This is a genomic window from Reyranella sp. (assembly GCF_030651995.1).
Lineage (GTDB): Bacteria > Pseudomonadota > Alphaproteobacteria > Reyranellales > Reyranellaceae > Reyranella.
In genome coordinates, this window is the sequence record NZ_JAUSBN010000024.1 from 88,879 (window position 1) to 110,789 (window position 21,911).

Below are 21,911 nucleotides of genomic sequence, written 5' to 3' on the forward strand. Positions count from 1 at the left end.
CATGTCGATCTCGCCCGACTTCGATGCCTTCGCCGCGCGTTACGATGCCGGCACGCCGCAGGTCGTCTCGACCAAGCTGGTCGCCGACCTCGAGACGCCCGTCTCGGCCTATCTCAAGCTGGCCGACGGCCGCGCCAACTCCTTCCTGCTGGAGTCGGTGGAAGGCGGCTCGGTGCGCGGCCGTTACTCGATCATCGGCTTCAAGCCCGATGTCGTGTGGCGTTGCAACAAGGGCCAGGCGGAGATCAATCGCCGCGCCCAGGTCGATTCCCATGCCTTCGAGAAGCTCGAGGGCCGGCCGCTGGAGACGCTGCGCGGTCTGATCAAGGAATGCCAGATGGACCTGCCGGCCGGCCTCCCGCCGATGGCGTCGGGCCTGTTCGGCTTCCTGGGTTACGACATGGTCCGCGACATGGAGCGGCTGCCCGACACCAATCCCGACCCGATCGGCCTGCCCGACGCGATCATGGTGCGGCCGACCCTGATCTGCATCATCGACCGGCTCGAAGACAACGTGACCCTGGTCACACCCGTCTGGCCGCAGGCGGGGACCAGTGCACGCGCCGCGTACGAGGCCGCGCAGGAGCGGCTGGCCGACGCCGTCTCCGACTTCGAGCGCACCCTTCCCTTCCGCCGCGACAGCGCCGACGACCTCGACGCCCTGCCTAAGCCGCAGGCCAACATGTCGAAGGAAGACTTCAAGGCGATGGTCGAGACCTGCAAGGAGTACATCCGCGCCGGCGACGCCTTCCAGATCGTGCCGTCGCAGCGCTTCTCGTTGCCCTTCAAGCTGCCGCCGCTGTCGCTCTACCGGGCGCTGCGCCGCATCAACCCCTCGCCGTTCCTGATCTTCTTCGACTATGGCGACTTCCAGATCGTAGGCTCTTCCCCCGAGATCCTGGTCCGGCTGCGCGACGACACCGTTACCATAAGGCCGCTCGCTGGCACGATCCGGCGCGGCGCTACGCCGGAAGAGGACAAGCAACTCGCCGAGAAGCTTCTGGCCGATCCCAAGGAGCACGCCGAGCATCTGATGCTGCTCGATCTGGCGCGCAACGACGTCGGCCGCGTGTCCAAGATCGGCTCGGTGCGGGTCGTCGAGCAATTCACGATCGAGAAGTACAGCCGCCTCCAGCACATCAGCAGCCATGTCGAGGGCACGATCGAGGATGGGCTCGACGCAATCGACGTACTGAAGGCGGGCTTCCCGGCCGGCACGCTGTCCGGCGCCCCCAAGGTGCGGGCGATGGAGATCATCGACGAGGTCGAGCCGGTGCGGCGCGGAATCTACGCCGGCTGCGCCGGCTATTTCGCGGCCAACGGCTCGATGGACACCTGCATCCTGCTGCGCACGGCGCTGGTGAAGGACGACGTGATGTACGTCCAGGCTGGCGTCGGTGTCGTCGCCGATTCCGACCTCGAGGCTGAATACCAGGAGAGCGTGCTCAAAGCGCGCGCCCTGGTCGATGCTGCCGAGGAAGCCGTGCGGTTCGCCAGTGCTGGCCAATGGAGCGCCGGTAACAAGCGGCGTTAGCCTCAAATGCTATCCAGCAAAGAGCAACCCGTCGTCTCGATCGAAGCGCCGAAGGCGCGCAGCGGAGAGACCTTCTTTCTACAAATGGCTGGCTAATCGTGGAGAGAAGGTCTCTCCGGTACGCCTCGCTGCGCGAGGCTTCGGTCGAGACGACGGGGTTATCGCTTAGCTCCTATGGCAGCGCGTCCGGGGAAAAGCCGGCCGGTGGCGTGAAGCGGGTCTTGAACGTCCGTGACCAGGCCTCGTTGGCGATGCGCTGGGCGTCGTGCAGGATCTTGTCCTCGTCCATCGTGAGCACGGCGCCGTCCTTCATCACCCACTTGCCGTCGACCATCACCGACTGCACGTCGCGCGCCTGGCCATTGTGCACGAAATCGGAGACGACGCGCAGCACCGGAATCAGGTGGGCGCGCTGGAGATCGACCATGATCAGGTCGGCCTTGTTGCCCGGCGCCAGCCAGCCGCCGTCGGGGACGCCGAGCGCGCGGTAGCCGTTGCGCGTCGCCCAGCGCAGCGCGCGCTCGGGCGTCGGTTCGCGCCCGTCTTCCCGGCGGACACGCTCCATGAACAGGCCGGTGCGCATCACCTCGACCATGTCCTCGGCCATGTTGTCGGAGCCCATGCCGATGTTGCAGCCGTAGCTTTCCAGATCGGCGACGCGAGGGCTTAGACCGCGGCGTGCGGCAATGGCGGAATTGAACGAGACGTTGACCTTCGCCTCGCCCAAGAGCTTCTCCTCCGATGGCTCCATGCAGCGGCAATGGGCGCAGATGATGCGGTCGTTGAGGAAGCCCAGGTCGGCGAGAAACTCGGTCGGCAGGCGGTTGCGATGGGCGCGCACGGCGGCCACCTCGCCCCAGATCTGGTTGAGGTGGATGGTGATGCGGTTGTCGAGCTGCTTCTGCAGCGCGCTCAGATCCTGCAGCAGCTCCGGCGAGCACATGTCGGGCGCCCAGGCGGAGATGGCGATGCGCATCCGCCCGTCCGCCTTGCCGTTCCAGTCGCGATGGTTCCGCTCGATGTTCTTGATGTGGCCCTGCCCCAGCGCGCGGTCGAGCTGGTAGAGCGCAGGATCGCCGATCGAGGTGCCGATCCGGTCGTAGGCGCGCTCGGCCAGCAGGAAACGCATGCCGGTATCGGCCAGGGCGCCGGCATAATGGTCGACGTCGTTGGAATCCTCGAGCACGTGCGTGGTGCCGCTGCGCAGCGCTTCCAGTGCGCCCAGCAACGCAAAGGCACGGCGCTCGTCGGGCGTCATGTCGGGCAGCGGGATCGGCGACAGGCCTCCCGAGAAGGGCGGCTTGTGCGAGGGCGACAGGTCCTCGAACACGCCGCGCGCCAGGGTCATGGTGAAGTGCGTATGGATGTTGGCGAAGCCCGGCATCACCAGCTTGCCGGTGCCGTCGATCTTCTCGGCGCCGGGATAGCTCGCCAGTATGTCGGCGCTGGGCCCGATGGCGGCGATGCGGTCGCCGTCGATGGCGACCGCGGCGTTGTAGTGGACGCTGTCCGCATCGTCGACGGTGACGATGGCGGCGTTGTGAATGACGATGGTCAACGTTTCCCCCTTTTGGTTCTTGTCGGCGTCGACAGTCCTACTGTTTCTTCTTCATGTTCCAGAACATCGGCACCGGTCCGCTGAGCTGGTCGGTGATCGTGGTGCGCATGGCGACGGGCATGATGTACTGGCCGAGATTGGCGTACATCGGATATTCCGACGCGCGCACCTGGATGGCGATGGCCAGCTCCTTGCGCTCGGCCTCGGTGGTCGCGCGGGAGAAGGCGTCGCGCAGCTTCTCGATCTGCGGGTCGCAGGGCCAGCCGACATTGGCCTTCTCGCAGGTGGCCGCGATGTACGACATCATGATCGGATCGAGCAGGTCGGCCGACACCCAGGTGGTGATGAAGGCGTGCCAGCCCCCCTTGTCCGGCGCCTCCTTGCGCGCGCGCCGCGACAGCACGGTCTGCCAGTCCATCGCCTGCATGTCGACGACAAAGCCTCCGCGCTCCAGCAGGGACTTCACGATCGGCGACAGCCGGCCGGTCTGGGTGTCGGTGGCATAGAGCAGCACGACGGGCGTGCCGTCATAGCCTTCCTGCTTCAGGATCTCCTTCGATTTGGCAAAATCCGAGTTCAGCTTGTCCTCGAAGCCCCTGTCGGTGGCGAAGGTCGTGCCGCAGATGAACAGCGCCTTGCACTCCTTGTAGTATTTCTCGTCGCCGAACCCCGCGATCAGGAAGTCCTTCTGGTTCAGGGCATAGAGCGCAGCCTGGCGGATCCTGGCATTGTCGAACGGCTTGTGCAGCGTATTGAAGCGGAGGTTCATCTGGCCGCCGAGCTTGTTGTAGGTGCCGATGACGATGTTCTTGTCCTTGGCGAGCAGCGGCAGCAGCTCGATCTCGGGCTGGTCGATATAGTCGATCTCCCCGTTCAGCAGCGCGTTCACCGCGGTCTGGGCGTCGGTGATGTTGAGCCATTCGACCCGGTCGACATTGACCACCTTGCCGCCGGCCAGGCCGGAGGCCGGCTCACTGCGCGGCTTGTAGTCCTTGAACTTGTCGTAGACCGTCTTTTCGCCCGGCCGCCACAGATCCTTGCGGAAGACGAACGGGCCCGAGCCCGTGGGGTCGCTGATCTGAACGTTGTTGGGCGTGTCGGCGACCCGCTTGGGCATGATGAAGGGCACCGTGGAGCTGGGCTTGCCCAGCGATTCCAGGACCAGCCCGTAGGGCTCCTTCAGCACCAGGGTGAAGGTCTTGTCGTCGACCGGCTTCAGCTCCTTGACCAGCGAGAACAGCTTCTGCCCCATCGCATCCTTGGGCGCCCAGCGCTGCAGCGAGGCGATGCAGTCGACCGAGGTCACCGGGGCGCCGTCGTGGAACTTGAGCCCGTCCCGCAGGGTGAAGGTGTAGGTAAGCTTGTCGTCGCTGATCTTCCAGCCTTCGAGCATCTGCGGCCTGACGACGAGATTCTCGTCCATCGCCAGCAAGGTGTCGTAGACCATGTAGCCGTAGTTTCGGACGTTGTAGGCCGAGGTCCAGATCGGATCGATGATCTTGATGTCCGCATGCATGACCGCGCGGATCGTCTGGGCCTGGGCCGGCGCCTGCACGGAAAAAGTCATCAATGCCGTGGCCGCAGCCCCGATTGCCCACTTCATGGCCCGCATGTCCGATCCTCCGTTCGTTCCCACATCACCTTTCATATCGAACGCAATCAGCATGCCATTCCGCGATCCGCGCGAGCGGTGCTAACCTCCCGGCAACGGAGGAAAGCCCATGTCCGACTGGCAAAACCGCTATCAGCGCCTGTTGTTCGACCGTCCGCACCCCAAGGTGCTGCGGGTCACGATGAACCGGCCCGAGAAATACAACGCGACGGACGCCATCATGCATCGCGAACTGGTCGACGTGTGGCGTGACATCGACGGTGACGACACCGTCAACTGCGTGATCATCCAGGGCGCCGGCGGGAAGGTGTTCTCGGCCGGCGGCGACTTCGACATCATCGAAAAGAACATGAAGGACCACAACGCGCTGCTGCGCACCTGGAAGGAGGCGCGCGACATCGTCTACAACGTCATCAACTGCTCGAAGCCGATTGTCAGCACGATGCGCGGACCGGCGGTCGGCGCCGGCCTCGTCGCCGGCATCCTGGCCGACGTTTCGATCGCCTCGAAGAAGGCAAAAATCATCGATGGGCATACCCGCCTGGGCGTCGCCGCCGGCGACCATGCCTGCATCGTCTGGCCCCTGCTCTGCGGCATGGCGAAGGCCAAGTACTATCTGCTGCTCTGCGAGGCGATCGACGGCGAGGAAGCCGAGCGCATCGGCCTGGTGTCGCTCTGCGTCGAGGACGACCAGCTCGAAGCCAAGGGGCTGGAAGTGGCGACCAAGCTCGCCGAGGGCGCCCAGACCTCGATCCGCTTCACCAAGTACGCACTGAACAACTGGCTGCGCATGATGGGCCCGACCTTCGACACCTCGCTCGGCCTCGAAATGCTGGGCTTCGTGGGACCGGACGTTAAGGAAGGCCTCGCTTCGCACCTCGAGAAGCGCAAGCCGAAGTTCGATCCGTATTCGCCGATCTGACAGGAGGCGTAGACCATGCGCGGACTGGACGGAAAGAACGTCATCGTGACCGGCGGCGCAGGTGCCATCGGCAGCGCCATCTGCCGGCGCTTCGCGGGCTACGGTGCGCGGGTCGGGGTGTTCGACAAGAACCTCGACGGCGCGAAGCGGATTGCCGGCGAGATCGGCGGCTACGCCTCGGGCGTCGACATCGCCGATTACGAGGCGGTCGGCGCGGCGATCGCCGGCTTCGAGCGCAGCGTCGGGCCGACCGACATCCTGGTCAACAACGCCGGCTGGGACCGCTTCGCCAACTTCGTCGACACCACGCCCGACCTGTGGGACCAGCTGATCGCCATCAACCTGCGCGGACCGCTCAACATGAGCCACTTCGTGCTGAAGACCATGGTGGCGCGCGGCAGCGGCCGGATCGTCAACATCGCCTCGGACGCGGGCCGTGTCGGCTCCTCCCAGGAAGCCGTCTATTCGGCCTGCAAGGGCGGCATCATTGCCTTCACCAAGACCGTGGCGCGCGAGGTCGCCCGCAAGGGCATCACCCTGAACGCCGTCTGCCCCGGTCCGACCGACACGCCGCTGCTGGCGGCCGTCGCCGGCGACGACGAGCGCGGCCGGAAAGTGCGCGCCGCCCTCGTCGGCGCCATTCCCATGAAACGCGTCGGCCAGCCCGAGGATATTCCGGGGGCCGTCTGCTTCCTGGCGAGCGACGATGCGAGCTTCATCACCGGACAGACGATCAGCGTCTCCGGTGGTCTCACCATGCATGGATGAAGGAGCCTACCGATGAGCGAATTGTGGATCCAGCCGACCGGCGCGGCTCTCGCCGCCGACGTGCACGGCGTCGACCTCTCGCGACCGGTCAGTGACGCGGTGTTTGCGCGCATCGCCGACGCCTGGGGGGAGCACCTGGTGCTGCGTTTCTCGGGCCAGAGGCTCGACGACCCCATGCTGATGCAGTTCAGTGCCCGCTTCGGCGAGCTCGACCGCGTGCCGATCGGGGCCGCCAACCTCGATCGCATCAACTCCGGCGTCGTCCCGGAAGCGGTCGACTGGGTCGCCGTGATCGCCAATGCCAAGAAGGACGGCAAGGAGATGGGCGGGCTCGGTTCCTACGAACTCGTCTGGCACACCGACATGTCCTACAATCCGTTGCCACCGCGGGCCTCGCTGCTCTACGCCCTCGAAGTGCCGGCCGATGGCGGCAATACCGGCTTCCTCAACATGTATGCCGCCTACGAGACGCTGACGCCCGAACTCAAGCGCGCGATCGAGGGCAAGACCTGCATCCACGATTCCAGCCGCAACTCGGCCGGCGAACTGCGCAAGGGATTCCAGCGCACGGTCGACGTGCGCCACACGCCCGGCGCCGTGCATCCCCTCGTCCGCCTGCATCCGGTCACCGGCCGCAAGGCACTGTTCCTCGGCCGCCGGCCCGGAGCCTACATCCACGGGCTCGAAGTCGAGGAGAGCGAAGCCTTGCTCGACGCGATCTGGGCGCATGCCACACAGGAGAAGTTCGCCTGGTACCAGAAGTGGCGCGCCGGCGACCTCGTGATGTGGGACAATCGCTGCGTCATGCACCGCCGCGATGCGTTCGACGAGAGCCTCCGGCGCCTGATGCACCGTACCCAGATCGTGGGCGAGCCCGTGCTGGCGGGCTGATCGCCATGAAGCCGCTGCTCCTGGCGGCCTGCGTCCTGGTGCTGCCCGTCGCCGCGCTCGCCGCGCCCGATGCCGCGCAGACGGCCGCCATCTGCGGTCAGCGCACGAGCTGCAAGGTCGAGAAGACGTACGATGCCGGCAGGTCGCCCGACGGAACGTCGCTCGCGGTCGTCCAGGTCCGCCTTGGCCTGGCCGACAAGCCGAAGGATCAGGACGAAGGCTGCATCGACGGCGACGCGCGCGACGGCGGCACCGAATACTGGCTGCTGGCCGGCACGGCGGCGCCCAGGCAGGTCCTGCAGCTCTGCAACGACGGCTATGGCTCGTCGGGCGTCGGCGAGGACGAGGTCGAGGTGGGTCCCAACCGCCTCGTTCATCACCAGTCTGGTGGCTCGTCGTGGCGCTGGTCGATGGAGGTTACCTATTCGCTGGCGCCCTTTGGCGCTCTGACCGAGCGGGACTGCAGCTACCACAATGTTTCGGAGCAGAGCGGCACGCTGACCGACATCGACTACCGGACGCGGCTGGTGCGGGCGTTGGCCAAGGACAGCACCCGGCGCGAACTCGGCGTGGGGTGTCCGTCCTGGCCCAAACCGCCGCAGACCTTCGCGGCGCGCGTCGATGCGGAGACGCTCGGGGCCTATCCGGTGGTGGCGCCCGGTCTGCCCGGCAAGGCCGCGATCCCGGCCGGAACCGCGCTCGGCAACTGCGTGCCCGGCATGACGACGGCAGGCGACAATGGCTTCGTCGTCTGGGGCAAGCCCGCGGCGGCCGACCAGGCAGCCGAGATCCGGACGATCGGCGTCGGCACCAACTCGCTGATCGTGCAGGTCTTTGATCCCGTCCCGCCGGCCGCACCCTCCGGCGGCTCATGGATCCATCTGTCGCATCTGGAGATCTGGGTCGGCCAGAACGGCGAGGAGATCAACACGATGCTGCCGCTCGGCCAGATGACCCAGACCGGCATCACGCTGGACGGCGCGGTCCATCGTGGCATCGGCAAGCCGGGCCCGCCGCCCAGGGTCGAGCGCTGGACGGCCCGTGACGAGCGCTCCCGCCCCGTTACGGTCCTGCGCCTCGTCTGGCCCGACGAATTTGCGCTGATCAATGGGGTGACGGTCGTCTACTCCCAGGCCGAAGCGGGCAAACAGGCCCGTCTCGTCGCGAGCGCCGGCTTCGCGGGCAATCGTCCGATCTACGTGCCGGACGTGCAGACGCTGGCCGGCAGGCCCTCGACCTCAGACAGCGGCCTCTGCCGCGTTCAGGGCGGACGACTCGTCGCGATCGACTGATCAGGCCGTCGCCGGTGCGACACACCCGACACCTCTCCCGAACGCTGGCGCCGTCAGGCAGATGTAAGCGGAGTTCGTCACAGTGGTGACGCGAACCCGCCAAGGGTCGATCGAGGAAGTCATGGCACAGCCGCTCTGGCCGAACGTCAGCAACGTTCAGTATCTCAATGAACGCAATGAACCCCTCGCCCGCCGTCAAGGCAAGCGGCTGGCCGCGCGTTGACCTCGATTGCAGTTGACGTCGGGCTCGTCGTCCATCAGCCCGCTTTGTGGCCCTGCATCTTCAGCGCACTCGCGCGGCGCTGAGGCATCGGGTCCTCGAAGGCGCGCGGGTATCTGGGGGGCTGGGCGGAGACCTCGTTCAACTTGGCGAGCGCGTCCCCCGGCAGGCGCCAGCCGCCCGCCTTCAGCGTCTCTCCGAGCTGCTCGACATTGCGGGCGCCGACGATGGCACTGGTCATGAAGGGCTGGTCCATCACCCAGCGCAGCGCGACCTCAGCCGGCGGCTTGCCGAGTTGCTTCGCGGTGTCGAGCAGCGTCTGCAGGATCTCGGCATGGTTGGGCGCAAAGAACCTGCTCTGGAACCCCCATCCCTCGGCTGAGCGACTGCCCTGCACCTCAAGAGTGCCCGGCGTGTATTTACCGGCAAGGTAGCCGCTGCCGAGCGGCGACCAGGCCACGCAGCCCAGCCCCTTGAGCTGCAGCGCCGGCACGATCTCCTCATCGATGTCGCGCACCACCAGGCTATATTGCGGCTGGTAGGCGGCGAAGCGCTCCCAGCCCCTCGTGTCGCTGATCCACAGCGCTTCCATCAGGCGCCACGCCTCGAAATTCGAGCAGGCCGTGTAGACGATCTTGCCGTCGCGCACGAGATCGTCGAGCGCCCGCAGCACCTCTTCCAGCGGCGTCTGATGGTCGACGTGGTGGATGTAATAGATGTCGATGTAGTCGGTCTGCAGGCGCTTCAGCGAACCCTCGATCTGCTGCTTGATATGCAGCCGCGACATGCCTGAATCGTTGGGCCGATGGCCCATCGGATTGAAGAACTTGGAGGCGATGACGGCGTCCTCGCGCCGGCCCTTCAGCGCCACACCCAGCATCGTCTCCGACGTGCCCCCGACATAGGAATTGGCCGTGTCGAAGAAGGTCACACCCGCATCCAGCGCGGCGTTCACCATCGCCGAGGCGCCGTCCTGGTCGGCGCCGTTACCGAAGGTCATGGTGCCGAGGCAGATCTCCGAGACTTTCAGGCCGGCGCGGCCGAGATTGCGGTAGTCCATGCGGTTCCCTCCGTCATCCGACAGGGAGACTACGCCGTCCTGCGGTAACGAAGGAATGACCGTGCCTGGAAAAGCGCATTGACCCGGACCCAGGGGCCGCCCTCATAAGGCGAGCGGTCAACATCAGACGAGGTCGATCGTGAGCCAATTCCTGAACGCATCCGACGCCGCCCGGCGCCTCGGCATTTCGACCAAGGCGCTGCGTCTCTACGAGCAGCGCGGCCTGCTGGCACCCGTGCGCTCGGACGCCGGCTGGCGGGCCTACGGGCCGGAGGACCTGGAGCGCGCCTCGGAGATCGTGGCCCTGCGGGCGCTGGGTTTCAGCCTGGCCCAGGTGGCGCGCATCCTGAAGGGCGATGCGAGCGGGCTGGAGCCGGCGCTGGCAGCCCACCAGGCGTCACTCGAGGCGCGGCTGCGCGAGGTGGTCGCGGCGATGGACGGCGTGCGGGCCCTGCGGGGCGACCTGGCCCGCGGCGGCGCGCCGAGCGCGGCCGACCTCGCCCGCACGCTGGTCCCGACGGCCGGGCTCCACGTCGCCTTCGATCTCCCCTGGCCATGGGGCGGCGAACCCTTTGAGCTGCGCGACATCCGTCCCCTCACCTACATCACCGGCCCCCTGGGCAGCGGCAAGAGGCGTCTGGCGATGCGCATCGCCGAGGAAATCGGCGGCGCCTTTCTCGGCCTCGAACGCGTGGCCGACCCGTCGCTGGTGTCGAAGATCGAGCCGACCGTCACCCTGCTCATACAGGACGGCGCGACCGACACCCCGGCGCTCAGAGCCCTTCTCGCTGGCCTCGAAACGCCAACGCCCGTCGTCGTCGATCTCGTCGAGCAGGGACTGGACAGAGCCAATCAGGAAGCGCTGATCGCCCATCTGCGCCGCCGTGGCCCGGGCGCGCAGCGAGGGCGTCAGGGCCGTGCGGCGATGACCTGCTTCAACTTCGAGTACATGGCGTAGTGCCAGTAGGGCCCGCCGTGATCGTCGAGGCCCATGATGTTGTCCTGCATGACATAGGTGAAGTCCTGTGGGGTCGCGGCAACGACCTCGACATTGCCCGGCAGGTCCCGGAGCACCGGATCGTTCTTCGGGCCGAACATGTGCAGCAGATGGATCTTCTCAGCGGTGGACGCCGCAATCGCCCGCAGCAGTTCGCTCGAAACCCTGTCCACATAGTCCGGAGCGGGCTCCGGCCCCGCGCAATAGGCCGGATCGAATTTGCAGTGCATTGGTATCGTGTCGAGGGACAGGCGGTTGCTCGCGTCGAGCCGGGCCCGGATCACCCTGTCTTTCGGGTCGAGCTCGACCTCCGGGAAGGTCGAGGCCATCCAGTCGCGGATACTGCGCAGCCGTGCGGGCGCGGCGACATGGCGTTCCTTGTAGTACTGGGCATAGCCCAGGACGACGACATCGCCGGGCCGAATCCGGTCCTTGATCCGCTGCATCGTGACCAGCGCATTGGCCCACGAATAGCCGGCCAGCGCATGGAGCTGCACGGAGGCGCCGGGAAATTCCGTCTGCAGCAGGAAGGCGAAGGTCTGCTGGTCGTTGACGCCGTCGCCGAACACGTAGGAATCGCCCAGCACGAAGATCGTGCGCGCCGCATTGGCGGGCGCGTTGCCGGTGGACCTCGTTCCGTCCGGGTTGATCGTCACCACGGCGTCGAGATGCTCGAGCTTTCCCTGGCGCATGCCGCTGTAGCGGAAAATGTACCGTCCCGAATTGGCGCGGTACCCCTGTTCGGCATCCTGGGCGAAGAAGCCGGCTGGCAGGCGCGTCATGCGCCGGTAGGTCGCCGGATCCGGAAACGACCCGGGCAAGAGCCAGCTCAGCCCGGTCCGCAGCGCCAGCAGGATCGCGGGCTCCGACGGCGGTCCGGGCAGAGCGGCGATCCTGTCCTTGTTGACGGCGTAGAGGAAGGCAGAGGCGCCGATCTCCAGCGCGACCAGGACGATAGCCGCCAGGATCGCGTAGAAGATCGCCTTCTTCGGGCCGCTCACGCGAGGCTCGACTCAGAGGCCGAGCATCGCCTTGGCCAGCACGTTGCGCTGCACTTCCGACGAGCCGCCGTAGATCGTCGTCTTGCGGGTGTTGAAGTAGCGCGGCGAGACGTCGTCGACATACTCGCCACCGACCGGCACGACATTGCTGTCGTAGTTGCGCAGCTCGGTGAACGGCGTGCCGTACCAGCCGACCGCCTCGACCGCCAGTTCGGTCACTTTCTGGCCGACCTCGGTGCCGCGCATCTTCACGACCGAGCCCATGTTGCCCGGTGCGTCGCCGGTCTTGAGGCTCGAATAGAACATCAGCTCGTTCATCTCGATGGCGTCGATCTCCATCTCGACGGCCGCCATCTTCTCGCGCCACTGCGGATCGGTCGACAGCGACTCACCCTGGTTCATCTGGGTCTTGGACAGGGTCTGGAGATGGCGGAACGCCTTGCGGAGCCGCGGCCCGAAGGCCTGGCCGCCGCGCTCGAACTCGAGCAGGAACTTGGCGTAGGTCCAGCCCTTGTTTTCCTCGCCAACCAGGTTCTCGACCGGCACCTTCACATCGGTGAAGAAGACCTGGTTGACCTCGTGGCGCATCGGCGTCCGCGTGCCGTCGACCAGATAGATCGGGTCGAGCGTGATGCCCGGCGACTTCATGTCGATCAGCAGGAAGGAGATGCCCTCCTGGCGCTTGCCCTCGTTTGAGGTGCGCACCAGGCAGAAGATCCAGTCGGCGAAATGTGCGTTGGTCGTCCAGATCTTCTGGCCGTTCACGACGTAATGGTCGCCCTGGCGTTCGGCCTTGGTGCGCAGGCTCGCGAGGTCGGAGCCCGAGCCCGGCTCGGAGTATCCCTGGCACCACAGCTCCTCGGCGGCGGCGATCTTCGGCAGGAAGCGCTTCTTCTGCGCGTCGCTGCCGAATTTCATCAGCACGGGCGCCACCATCTTGATGCTGAACGACGAGAGATAGGGCGAATCGGCGCGCGCCATCTCCATCTCGAAGATGAACTTCTGCGTCGAGGTCCAGCCCGTTCCGCCGTATTCCTTCGGCCAGTTGGGGCAGAGCCAGCCCTTGCCGGCCAGCTTCTTCTGCCACTGCAGCAGCCGCTCCTTGGAGACATGGCTGCTGCGGCTGCGACGGCTCTCCTCCGCCACTTCGGGAGGCATGTTGGCGCTGATCCAGTCGCGCACTTCCTGCTGGAAGGCCAGTTCCTGATCGTTGAAGGCTAGACGCATCGCACACTCCCGTCGTCTCGACCGAAGCGCCGAAGGCGCGCAGCGGAGAGACCTCTTTTCATTCCGAAAGACGGCGCCGAGGGAGACAAGACCCCTCGGCTTCGCTTCGCTACGCTCGGGGTGATGCTCGGCCTAAAGGCCGAGCATCACCTTCGACATGATCCCGCGCTGCACTTCCGAGGAGCCGCCGTAGATCGTCATCTTGCGGCCGTTGAAGTAGCGCGGCGCCAGCACGTCGGCGCCCTCGGGGCCGATCGGCTCGACATTCGCGTTCCAGGCGCGCTGCTCCGGGAACGGCTGGCTGTAATAGCCCGCCGCCTCGACGGCGTACTCCTGGACCTGTTGCATCACCTCGGTGCCGCGCAGCTTGATCATCGACGAGAGCGGGCCCGGATTCTGGCCCGACGCCAGCTTGGAATAGAATTCCTGCTCGAACATCTCGAGGCCGGAGATCTCGATGTCCATGCGGGCGAGCTTCTCGCGCCACGCCGAGTCGGCCAGGATCGAGTCCTCGCCTTCCGGCATCGACTGCGCGAGGCGCTTCAGCCGCTCGAAGCCCGAGCGCAGGCGCGGGCTGTAGGGATTGCCGCCGCGCTCGAACTCGAGCAGGTACTTGGCGTAGGTCCAGCCCTTGTTCTCCTCGCCCACCCGGTTCTCGACCGGCACCTTCACGTCGGTGAAGAAGACCGAGTTCACTTCCTGCGTGCCAGCGCGGTTGCCGTCGGCGGTGATGATCGGCTCGACCGAGATGCCGGGCGTCTTCATGTCGATCAGCAGGAAGGAGATGCCCTCCTGCGGCTTGCCCTCGTTAGAGGTGCGTACCAGGCAGAAGATCCAGTCGGCGGTCTGGGCGAGCGTCGTCCAGGTCTTCTGGCCGTTGACGATGTAGTACTCGCCCTCGCGCACCGCCTTGGTGCGCAGGCTCGCGAGGTCCGACCCCGAGCCCGGCTCCGAATAGCCCTGGCACCAGATCAGGTCGGAGTTCAGCATCGGCGGCAGGTGGCGCGCCTTCTGCTCGTCCGAGCCGTACTTCATGATGACCGGCGCGCACATCTTGGGGCCGAACGGCGAGGTGCCGGGCGCGCCGGCCTTCGCCATCTCCATCTCGAAGATGTACTTCTGCGTCGTCGTGAAGCCCGGGCCGCCGAATTCCTTCGGCCAGCCGGTGCACAGCCAGCCCTTCTTGGCCAGGCGCTTCTGCCAGTCGACCAGCCGCTCCTTCGGCATGTAGGCGTTTCGGCCGACCTTGATCTCACCCTGGATCTCGGGCGTCAGGTTCTCCTTCAGCCAGTCGCGCACTTCCTGTTGGAAGGCGAGTTCTTCCTTGCCGAACGTCAGGTCCATTGGGGGCTCCTTTTAGGGTCCGGAAGGTACCGCGCCGGGTTCCGGCGCGTAAAGCGTGCGATACACTGTTCCGCAACGCGTACAGCCCGCAGGTAGCCAATGTCCCCACCCGTCCAGCCCGTCGTCAGCGACGAGAAACTCCCCCCCGCCGCCGAGATCGTGGTGATCGGCGCCGGCATCGCCGGCAGCACCGCCGCCTATTGGCTGGCGAAACGGGGCCACCGGGTTGCGCTGCTCGACAAGGGTGTGATCGGCGGCGAGCAGAGCAGCCGGAACTGGGGCTGGTGCCGCCAGCAGCATCGCGACCTGCGCGAACTGCCGCTCGCCATGAAGAGCCTGGAGTTCTGGGGCGAGCTTTCCCGTGAGCTGGGCGCCGAGACTGGCTTTCGCCGCACCGGCCTCACCTATGTCACCGACCGGCCGGACGATTTCGCGCAGTGGGAGGAATGGACCCTTAAGGCCCGCGAGTACCAGATGCACAGCCGGGTGCTGAGCCCCGCCGAGGCCACGGAACTCACGCCCGGCAGCACCGGCCAGTGGATCGGCGGCGTGCATTCGCCGACCGACGGGCGCGCCGAGCCATCCCTCGCCGGCCCAGCCCTCGCCGAGGGGGCCCGGAAGCTCGGCGCCACGCTCCACCAGAACTGCGCCGCCCGCGGCCTCGACATCGAAGGCGGCAAGGTCGCGGGCGTCATCACCGAGCATGGGATCGTGCGCACCCGGACCGTGCTTCTGGCCGGCGGCGCCTGGAGCTCTCTCTTCTGCCGCCGCCACGATCTGCGGCTGGCCCAGGCCAGCGTGCGCTCGACGTCCTTCGCCACGGTGGCGGCGCCCGAGGTGACCGGCGGCGGTCTGTCGATGCCCGACGTCACGATCCGCCGCCGCCTCGATGGCGGCTACACGGTGGGGCTGGGCGGCCGCGGCCTCGTCGAACTGTCGCCGCAGGGGTTGCTCTACGCGCGGCAGTTCTGGCCGACCTTCAGGAAGCGCCGTGCCGGTCTCACCTTCGGCATCGGCCGCTCCTTCCTCGAAGGGCCGGAGTCCTTCGCCAACTGGTCGTTCGACCTCGAATCGCCCTTCGAGCGCCAGCGCACGCTCGATCCCGCCGCCGATCCGGTGCTGGTCGAGCGCGGCCTGACGCGCCTCGGCGACCATTATCCGGCGCTCAAGGGGCTGAAGGTGGCGCATGCCTGGGGCGGCCTGATCGACTCGACGCCCGACGGCATCCCGGTCATCTCCGCCGTCGATCCCCTGCCCGGCCTCTTCCTCTCGACCGGCTATACCGGCCACGGCTTCGGCATCGGTCCCGGCGCGGGCCGGCTGGCCGCCGACCTCATCGCCGGCGACCCGCCGATCGTCGATCCCGCGCCGTTCCGCTACAGCCGCATGATCGACGGTACCGACCTCGGCGCTCCGGGGATGATGTAGCCGACCTCGCGGCTCAGGCGACCTTCTTGCCCAGGTGCGGGAACATCGCGAGCTTCGCCGCATCGTCCATCTCGGCCTTGAAAGCGTGCTTGTCCTTCAGGCCGAGCGCCCGCACCGCCGCCGGCCGCGCGTTGATCTCGGCCAAGTGACGCTGGACGTTGGGGAACTGCTTGGGCGCCTCGGGCCCCAGCACGAAGGGGATCAGGCGCGACCAGCCCCATACCGCCATGTCGACGATGCTGTAGGTGTCGCCGCACATGTATGGGTGCTTGCCGAGCCGCGCCTCGAGGATGCCCCAGTGGCGCTGTGCCTCGAACGTGTAGCGGTTGACGGCATATTCCTTGGGCTCCGGCGCGAAATTGCGGAAGTGAACCGCCTGGCCGGAGTAAGGGCCGATGCCCGAGGCCACGAACATCATCCAGGACAGCATTTCGCCCCGCTTGGGAGGCGTGAACTTGCCCGTCTTCTCCGCGAGGTAGAGCAGGATCGCGTTGCTGTCGAACACCGTCTCGCCGCCGTCGACGATGGCCGGGACCTTGGCATTCGGGTTGATCGCCAGGTATTCCGGCGAATGCTGCTCGCCCTTGCGCGTATCCACCGGCACCAGCTCGTACGGCAGGCCCATCTCTTCGAGGCAGAGCGCCACCTTCATCGGGTTCGGCGCCATGTTGTAATAGAATTTGATCATCACATTCTCCGTTACTCGTCGCTCTCTACCACGGATCGTCACTCCGCCTTGGCGCCCGATTGCTTGATGATGGGATCCCAGAAGGCCATCTGGTCGTCGTAGAATTTCTTGGCCTGCTCGGGCGTCGACTGGACCAGCTCGATGGCGAGTTCGTCGGCCTTCTTCACCATGTCGGGCTGCTTGAGGGCCTGGTTGAAGGCGGCGTTCAGCCTGTCGATGATCGGCCGCGGCGTCTTTGCCGGCGCATAGGCCGCGTACCAGGTGTTGATGGCGTAATCGAAGCCCGTCGCCTCCTTGATCGTCGGCACGTCGGGAAGCTGCTTCAGCCGCTTGTCGGAGGCGACGCCGAGCACGCGCACCTTGCCGCCGTCGATGAAGCCCTTGCTCGATTGCAGCGTGTCGATCTGGAAGCCGTGCCGGCCGGCGATCATGTCGACCATGCCGGGGGCAGAGCCGCGATAGGGAACATGCAGGGCATCGCCGCCGGCTCGGGTGGCGAACAGATAGCTGGCGAGATGGATCATCCCGCCATTGCCCGAAGAGGCGTAGGAATACTTGCCAGGATCCTTGCGCAGCATGCTCACCAGTTCCGGCGTCGACTTCGCGCCGTCCATCGGCGCCAGCAGGATCAGCGGCACGCTGGCGACATAGGCGATGGCGGCCAGCCCGTTCACCGGGTCGTAGCCCAGCGACTTGCCGTAGAGCGCCGGCGCCATCGCCATGGTCGAGGCGCTGAACAGGATCGTGTAACCGTCGGGTTTGGCGTCGGCGACCATGGCCGTGCCGATATTGCCGGTGGCGCCGGGCTTGTTCTCGACCACGACCTGCTGCCCAAGAATCTCGGACAACCGCGGCGCCAGCAGGCGTCCGACCACGTCGGTCGGTCCGCCGGCCGCGAAAGCGATAACCATGCGGATCGGCTTGTCGGGATAAGTCTGCGCGGCCGCAGGTGTTCCCAGGAGCGTCGCTGCGAGCGCTGCGAGCGCGCCCCGTCGTGTGAATTTCATCGTTTCCCCCTTATTCGACCTTCGCGCCCGACGCCTTCACGATCGGCGCCCACATCGCCATCTGACCCTCGTAGAATTTCTTCGACGAGGCCGGCGTCGATTCGACGAGGCCGATGCCCACGGCTTTTGCCTTCTCCATCATCTCGGGAGTCCGGACGGCCTGGTTTATCGCGGCGTTCAGCCGGTCGACGATCGGCCGGGGCGTGCCGGCCGGGGCGAAGATCAGGTTCCAGGTGACGACCTCGATCGCGATGCCGGTCTTTTCCTGGACCGTCGGCACGTCGGGCATCGAGGCCGCCCGCTTGGTGTCGCAGACGGCCAGGATCTTGAGCCGTCCGGCATCGACGAACCCCTTGCTGCTGCCCAGCGTGTCGATCTGGAAGGCGTGGCGTCCCGCCAGCGTGTCCTGCATGGCAGGTGCCGAGCCCTTGTAGGGCACGTGCAGTGCATCTCCCCCGGCGCGCTGGGCCAGCAGGAGGCTGCCCATGTGGATCAGGCTGCCATTGCCCGGCGACGGATAGGAGAGCTTGCCGGGCTCCTTGCGCAAGGCTGCAACGAGTTCCTCGATCGAGCCGATCCCGCCGGCCGGCGCCACGACGATCATGGGGACCGTCGTGAAGTGGGCCACCGCTTCCAGGCCCTTGACCGGGTCGTAGGGCAGCTTGTCGTAGAGGGCCGGCACGATGCCCATGATCGATGTGCCGACCAGCAGCGTGTATCCGTCGGGCTTGGCATCGGCCACGATCTGCGACGCGATGTTGCCCGCGACGCCCGGCTTGTTGTCGACCACCACCTGCTGGCCGAGGATTTCGCTCAGCCGCTGCGCCAGCAGCCGCCCTGCGATGTCGGTCGGCCCGCCCGGCGGGAAGCCGATGACCAGCCGGATCGGCCGGTCCGGATACGATCCCTGGGCTCTCGCCCCGGCCGTCGATGCCGCGAATGCCATGCCGGCCGCCACGACGCGGCGCCGCCCGATGCCCATTCTTGTTTCCTCCGCTTTTCACGGGAGTTTAGGGCGCTACAGGTCGCATGCAATGTACGCAGGTCGCGTGGCGAACCTCGCCCCCGCAGGCGTCGATGATCGCAAACTACCAGCGGACGGCGGTTGTTTGCATCCTGTAAAGATGCACACGCCGCCCATCTTGGCGGCGCAATCATGGGTGATAGGCGTGACGAACCCCCACGTACCGGTCGACGATGCCTCGCTGTCGGAGCTGCAGGAAGCCCTGGCGCAGGGGCGTGTCACGTCGACCGAACTGACCCGAGCCTACCTCGCCCGTATCGAAGCCTATGACCGTCACGGGCCGGGCCTGAACTCCGTGCGGGTGACCAATCCTGATGCGCTTGCCATCGCCGCCAGCCTCGACATGGAGAAGCCCTCGGCCGATCGCCCGCTCGCCGGCCTGCCGATCCTGCTGAAGGACAATATCGCGACCGGTGACCGGCAGCCCACGACCGCCGGCTCGCTGGCGCTCGACGGCGCCCATGCCCGGGACGATGCGCCGGTGGTCAGCAAACTGCGGGACGCCGGCGCGGTGATCCTGGGCAAAGCCAATCTCACCGAGTTCGCCAACGTCCTCGCGATCGGCATGCCCTCGGGCTATAGCTCGATCGCCGGCTATGTCCGGAACCCCTACTCGCCCAAGCTCATGGACCACCACGCGCCGGTCGTGCTGCCCGGCGGCTCGAGCGCCGGCTCGGCCGTGGCCGTCGCGGCCGGCCTGTGCGCGGCGGCGATCGGCACCGAGACCTCGGGCTCGCTGCTCAGCCCCGCCACCCAGAACGGCCTCGTTACCGTCAAACCGACGGTCGGCCTGATCAGCCGCAGCGGCATCATCCCGATCTCGCACAGCCAGGACACCGCCGGCCCCCTCACCCGCACCGTGCGCGACTCGGCAATCCTGCTGAACGTGCTGGCCGCGCGCGACCCGGACGATCCGGCGACGCACCTCCTGCAGCGGCCGGAGGACTATACCGCCGGGCTCGACAAGGACGGCCTGAAGGGAGCGCGCATCGGTGTGCCCAGCGATCCGGGCGATCCATTGAACGACCCTTTCTGCGGGCCGCTCACGCCGCGCGGGAAGCAGGTCATGGCACAGGCGATCACGGTGCTGGAGGACCTCGGCGCTACGGTCGTGCGCGCGGCCCTTCCGGCGAACGGCTGGATCGGCGGACCGGGCACCACCATGGCGGTGCTCAACCGCAATCCATTCAGCCCGCTCAAGGGTACGGCCGGCAGCGCGTCTCTCGTCTTCCTCTACGAGCTGAAGCGCGACCTCAACCTCTACCTGCGCGACTGGGCGACCGGTACGCAGATGAAAACGATGGCCGACATCATCGAGTTCAACACGGCGAATGCCGGGAAGGCGCTGCGCTACGGGCAGGACCTGTTCCTGGCCGCGGAGACCACCCGGGGCGATCTCTCGGAACTGGAATACAAGTCCGCGCGTGCCATGGACCTGGCGGCGGCCGAGCGCGGCATCGACACCTACATGAGCCGCCACCGGCTCGATGCCGTGGTGTTTCCCGGAGCCAGCGGGTCGGCCATCGCCGCCAAGCCGGGCTATCCCAGCGTTCAGGTTCCGGCCGGCTTCATCTCGGGCGTCGGCGCCACTGAAACGCCCGACTATCCGCTCGGCCTCACCTTCGCCGGCCGGGCCTGGAGCGAGGCCACGCTTCTGCGGTTCGCCTATGCTTTCGAGCAGGCGACCAAGGCCCGTCGCCCGCCGCCGGACCTGCCCGCTCTGTAGCTAAACCGCGATCACCACACCGTCATGGCCGGGATCGGCGCCGCCATCCAGACCGTCCTCGTGGATGCGGATGCCATGGACGGCGGCGAAGCCGAAGCCGTAGGGGCTGCGGACGACCGGATAACCCTGCGCCTGCAGTTCGCGCTCGACCCGGCCCTGGATGCGGTTGGAGATGTCGATCGCGTCCGAGGTCGCCGAGAAGCGCGGCGCGCTCACCGCCTCGACCATGGTCATGCCGAAGTCGAGTGCGTTCAGGACCACGTGCAGCACGCCCATGGCGATCTGCGTGGCGCCGGGCGCGCCGATGATCAGGTGCGGCTTGCCGTCCTTGAAGACGATGGACGGCACGACCGAGCTGAAGCGCGCCTTGCCGGGCGCGATCGAGCCGGCGCGACCGGGGCGCGGGTCGAACACACCCATGCAGCCATTGTACATGAAGCCCAGGCCCGGCGTGATCACGCCCGAAGGCATACCCAGCGAATGGGTCATGGTGAAACAGTTGCCGTCCTTGTCGAGGACGGAGATGTGCGTCGTGTCCTTCGAAACCGCGCCCGAGTTGAAGCGCGTCACGCTGGCCTTCTCGCCGCGCGCGATCTCGGCCGCCATCGCCCTGGCATAGGCCTTGGAGGTCAGCTCGCCGACCGGCACGGTGACGAACTTCGGGTCGCCGACCTTGGCATCCTTGTCGATCGTCGCCCGCTTCATCGCTTCGGCCACGATGCGCAGATGCTCGGACGAGCCGTGCTCCAGCGCACCAATGTCGAAGTTCTCGAGGATGTTCAGCATCTCGATCAGCATCACGCCGCCGCCCGGCGGCTGGTTGGTCGAGACCTTGTAGCCGCGATAGTCGCCCCACAGCGGCTCGTTGCGGACGGTCCTCCAGGCCTTGAGATCCTCGATCGACAGCAGCGCGTCGTTCTTCTTCATGTCCTCGGCGATCGCGTGAGCGATTTCGCCTGAATAGAAGACGTCGGCCCCGCCCTTGGCGATGGCGCGCAGGGTCTGGCCGTAGTCGCGGTTGATCACCCGGTCGCCCACCCGCTTCGGGGTGCCGTCGGGGCGACAGTAGAGTTCGCGCGCGGCCGGGGTGAAACCTGTGCGCTCGAAGTTGGGCGCGCGGCCGAAGGCGCCGTCATCGGCCCACCAGAAGTGGACGTGCGGCCGCACGGTCCAGCCGTTCTCGGCCCAATGGATGGCCGGCTCGACGATGCGCGACCAGGGCAGGCTGCCATGCTCTTTGTGCGCGTCGTAGTACATCTTGAGATTGGCCGGCGCGCAGATCGACTTGTAGCCGATGTCGTTCACCCGTCCCTTCAGGATGAAGCCGTAGCCATCCCTCGCCTCGCTCTCGATCAGGTTGGCCCACATGTCGGGCCGCGCGGCAAGCGGCGCCGGCGCATGGGCGTCGATATAGCCGTGGAAGTTCTTGCCCGGCATGTAGATGCCGCAGGAGCCGAAGCCTGCGATGCCGCACATCTGCGGATCGACCACCCCCTGCACCAGCGCGCAGGCAATGCCCGCATCGACGGCGTTGCCGCCCTCGCGCAGCACGTCGGCGCCGGCCTCCGTCGGCTCGGGCTGCGGGGCCACGATCATCGCCTGATTCTTGTAC

The 21,911-nt window shown here is 66.7% G+C and carries 18 protein-coding genes; 8 read left to right on the plus strand and 10 right to left on the minus strand.

Annotated features, from left to right (window positions below):
- Position 1 precedes the first annotated feature (1 nt).
- A complete protein-coding gene (trpE, locus tag Q7V45_RS06485; RefSeq protein ID WP_304848846.1) occupies positions 2–1,534 on the plus strand; it encodes an anthranilate synthase component I in 1,533 nt (510 codons plus the stop codon).
- A 172-nt stretch (positions 1,535–1,706) separates the two neighbouring features.
- Here the strand turns inward: trpE and Q7V45_RS06490 are convergent, their stop codons facing one another.
- Entirely contained in the window at positions 1,707–3,092 is a 1,386-nt protein-coding gene (locus Q7V45_RS06490) for an amidohydrolase family protein (RefSeq protein WP_304848849.1), read from the minus strand.
- A 37-nt stretch (positions 3,093–3,129) separates the two neighbouring features.
- Positions 3,130–4,704, minus strand: coding sequence for an ABC transporter substrate-binding protein (locus Q7V45_RS06495; RefSeq protein WP_304848852.1), 1,575 nt, complete (start codon positions 4,702–4,704; stop codon positions 3,130–3,132).
- Positions 4,705–4,813: 109 nt separating this feature from the next.
- Between Q7V45_RS06495 and Q7V45_RS06500 the strand changes: the two genes are divergently transcribed.
- From Q7V45_RS06500 to Q7V45_RS06515, 4 genes are read left to right on the plus strand one after another with little or no spacing between them, the layout of a single operon-like run.
- The gene (locus Q7V45_RS06500) at positions 4,814–5,626 is read left to right on the plus strand and encodes an enoyl-CoA hydratase/isomerase family protein (protein ID WP_304848855.1); all 813 of its coding nucleotides are present in this window, start codon (positions 4,814–4,816) and stop codon (positions 5,624–5,626) included.
- A 15-nt stretch (positions 5,627–5,641) separates the two neighbouring features.
- A complete protein-coding gene (locus tag Q7V45_RS06505; protein WP_304848858.1) occupies positions 5,642–6,394 on the plus strand; it encodes an SDR family oxidoreductase in 753 nt (250 codons plus the stop codon).
- A 12-nt stretch (positions 6,395–6,406) separates the two neighbouring features.
- Positions 6,407–7,285, plus strand: a complete 879-nt coding sequence (locus Q7V45_RS06510; RefSeq protein ID WP_304848861.1) for a TauD/TfdA family dioxygenase — start codon at positions 6,407–6,409, stop codon at positions 7,283–7,285.
- Positions 7,286–7,290: 5 nt separating this feature from the next.
- The gene (locus tag Q7V45_RS06515; RefSeq protein ID WP_304848864.1) at positions 7,291–8,577 is read left to right on the plus strand and encodes a hypothetical protein; all 1,287 of its coding nucleotides are present in this window, start codon (positions 7,291–7,293) and stop codon (positions 8,575–8,577) included.
- Positions 8,578–8,834: 257 nt separating this feature from the next.
- Here the strand turns inward: Q7V45_RS06515 and Q7V45_RS06520 are convergent, their stop codons facing one another.
- Complete coding sequence (locus tag Q7V45_RS06520; RefSeq protein ID WP_304848867.1) at positions 8,835–9,857, minus strand: aldo/keto reductase; 1,023 nt, start codon at positions 9,855–9,857, stop codon at positions 8,835–8,837.
- A 139-nt stretch (positions 9,858–9,996) separates the two neighbouring features.
- Between Q7V45_RS06520 and Q7V45_RS06525 the strand changes: the two genes are divergently transcribed.
- Positions 9,997–10,815, plus strand: coding sequence for a MerR family transcriptional regulator (locus Q7V45_RS06525; protein WP_304848870.1), 819 nt, complete (start codon positions 9,997–9,999; stop codon positions 10,813–10,815).
- On the opposite strand, the gene Q7V45_RS06530 is transcribed toward Q7V45_RS06525, so the two are convergent.
- The 3 genes from Q7V45_RS06530 to Q7V45_RS06540 form a co-directional block, all read right to left on the minus strand.
- Entirely contained in the window at positions 10,767–11,855 is a 1,089-nt protein-coding gene (locus Q7V45_RS06530; RefSeq protein ID WP_304848873.1) for a hypothetical protein, read from the minus strand. The genes Q7V45_RS06525 and Q7V45_RS06530 overlap by 49 nt on opposite strands.
- Positions 11,856–11,867: 12 nt before the next feature.
- The gene (locus tag Q7V45_RS06535; RefSeq protein ID WP_304848876.1) at positions 11,868–13,082 is read right to left on the minus strand and encodes an acyl-CoA dehydrogenase family protein; all 1,215 of its coding nucleotides are present in this window, start codon (positions 13,080–13,082) and stop codon (positions 11,868–11,870) included.
- Positions 13,083–13,214: 132 nt separating this feature from the next.
- A complete protein-coding gene (locus tag Q7V45_RS06540) occupies positions 13,215–14,426 on the minus strand; it encodes an acyl-CoA dehydrogenase family protein (RefSeq protein ID WP_304848879.1) in 1,212 nt (403 codons plus the stop codon).
- 99 nt (positions 14,427–14,525) lie between these two features.
- Here Q7V45_RS06540 and Q7V45_RS06545 point away from each other — a divergent pair, with 99 nt between their 5' ends.
- Positions 14,526–15,854: an FAD-binding oxidoreductase gene (locus Q7V45_RS06545; RefSeq protein ID WP_304848882.1), complete on the plus strand. Its 1,329-nt coding sequence runs from the start codon at positions 14,526–14,528 to the stop codon at positions 15,852–15,854.
- Between the two features lie 13 nt (positions 15,855–15,867).
- Here the strand turns inward: Q7V45_RS06545 and Q7V45_RS06550 are convergent, their stop codons facing one another.
- From Q7V45_RS06550 to Q7V45_RS06560, 3 genes are read right to left on the minus strand one after another with little or no spacing between them, the layout of a single operon-like run.
- Positions 15,868–16,542: a glutathione S-transferase family protein gene (locus Q7V45_RS06550; protein ID WP_304848885.1), complete on the minus strand. Its 675-nt coding sequence runs from the start codon at positions 16,540–16,542 to the stop codon at positions 15,868–15,870.
- Between the two features lie 38 nt (positions 16,543–16,580).
- Positions 16,581–17,549 (minus strand): tripartite tricarboxylate transporter substrate binding protein, encoded by a 969-nt coding sequence (locus Q7V45_RS06555; RefSeq protein ID WP_304848888.1) that lies wholly within the window; start codon positions 17,547–17,549, stop codon positions 16,581–16,583.
- Between the two features lie 10 nt (positions 17,550–17,559).
- Positions 17,560–18,531 (minus strand): tripartite tricarboxylate transporter substrate binding protein, encoded by a 972-nt coding sequence (locus tag Q7V45_RS06560; protein WP_304848891.1) that lies wholly within the window; start codon positions 18,529–18,531, stop codon positions 17,560–17,562.
- A 187-nt stretch (positions 18,532–18,718) separates the two neighbouring features.
- Between Q7V45_RS06560 and Q7V45_RS06565 the strand changes: the two genes are divergently transcribed.
- The gene (locus Q7V45_RS06565; protein ID WP_304848894.1) at positions 18,719–20,299 is read left to right on the plus strand and encodes an amidase family protein; all 1,581 of its coding nucleotides are present in this window, start codon (positions 18,719–18,721) and stop codon (positions 20,297–20,299) included.
- Here Q7V45_RS06565 and Q7V45_RS06570 read toward each other — a convergent pair whose 3' ends face one another.
- Entirely contained in the window at positions 20,300–21,895 is a 1,596-nt protein-coding gene (locus tag Q7V45_RS06570) for a gamma-glutamyltransferase family protein (RefSeq protein WP_304848912.1), read from the minus strand.
- Between the last annotated feature and the right edge of the window lie 16 nt (positions 21,896–21,911).

Bases quoted from the DNA above. Each gene is read 5' to 3' on its own strand.
- trpE (WP_304848846.1), top strand. From the start codon at position 2: ATGTCGATCTCGCCCGACTTCGATGCCTTCGCCGCGCGTTACGATGCC.
- Q7V45_RS06495 (WP_304848852.1), bottom strand. From the start codon at position 4,704: ATGCGGGCCATGAAGTGGGCAATCGGGGCTGCGGCCACGGCATTGATG.
- Q7V45_RS06500 (WP_304848855.1), top strand. From the start codon at position 4,814: ATGTCCGACTGGCAAAACCGCTATCAGCGCCTGTTGTTCGACCGTCCG.
- Q7V45_RS06505 (WP_304848858.1), top strand. From the start codon at position 5,642: ATGCGCGGACTGGACGGAAAGAACGTCATCGTGACCGGCGGCGCAGGT.
- Q7V45_RS06510 (WP_304848861.1), top strand. From the start codon at position 6,407: ATGAGCGAATTGTGGATCCAGCCGACCGGCGCGGCTCTCGCCGCCGAC.
- Q7V45_RS06515 (WP_304848864.1), top strand. From the start codon at position 7,291: ATGAAGCCGCTGCTCCTGGCGGCCTGCGTCCTGGTGCTGCCCGTCGCC.
- Q7V45_RS06520 (WP_304848867.1), bottom strand. From the start codon at position 9,857: ATGGACTACCGCAATCTCGGCCGCGCCGGCCTGAAAGTCTCGGAGATC.
- Q7V45_RS06535 (WP_304848876.1), bottom strand. From the start codon at position 13,082: ATGCGTCTAGCCTTCAACGATCAGGAACTGGCCTTCCAGCAGGAAGTG.
- Q7V45_RS06540 (WP_304848879.1), bottom strand. From the start codon at position 14,426: ATGGACCTGACGTTCGGCAAGGAAGAACTCGCCTTCCAACAGGAAGTG.
- Q7V45_RS06545 (WP_304848882.1), top strand. From the start codon at position 14,526: ATGTCCCCACCCGTCCAGCCCGTCGTCAGCGACGAGAAACTCCCCCCC.
- Q7V45_RS06550 (WP_304848885.1), bottom strand. From the start codon at position 16,542: ATGATCAAATTCTATTACAACATGGCGCCGAACCCGATGAAGGTGGCG.
- Q7V45_RS06555 (WP_304848888.1), bottom strand. From the start codon at position 17,549: ATGAAATTCACACGACGGGGCGCGCTCGCAGCGCTCGCAGCGACGCTC.
- Q7V45_RS06560 (WP_304848891.1), bottom strand. From the start codon at position 18,531: ATGGGCATCGGGCGGCGCCGCGTCGTGGCGGCCGGCATGGCATTCGCG.
- Q7V45_RS06570 (WP_304848912.1), bottom strand. From the start codon at position 21,895: ATGATCGTGGCCCCGCAGCCCGAGCCGACGGAGGCCGGCGCCGACGTG.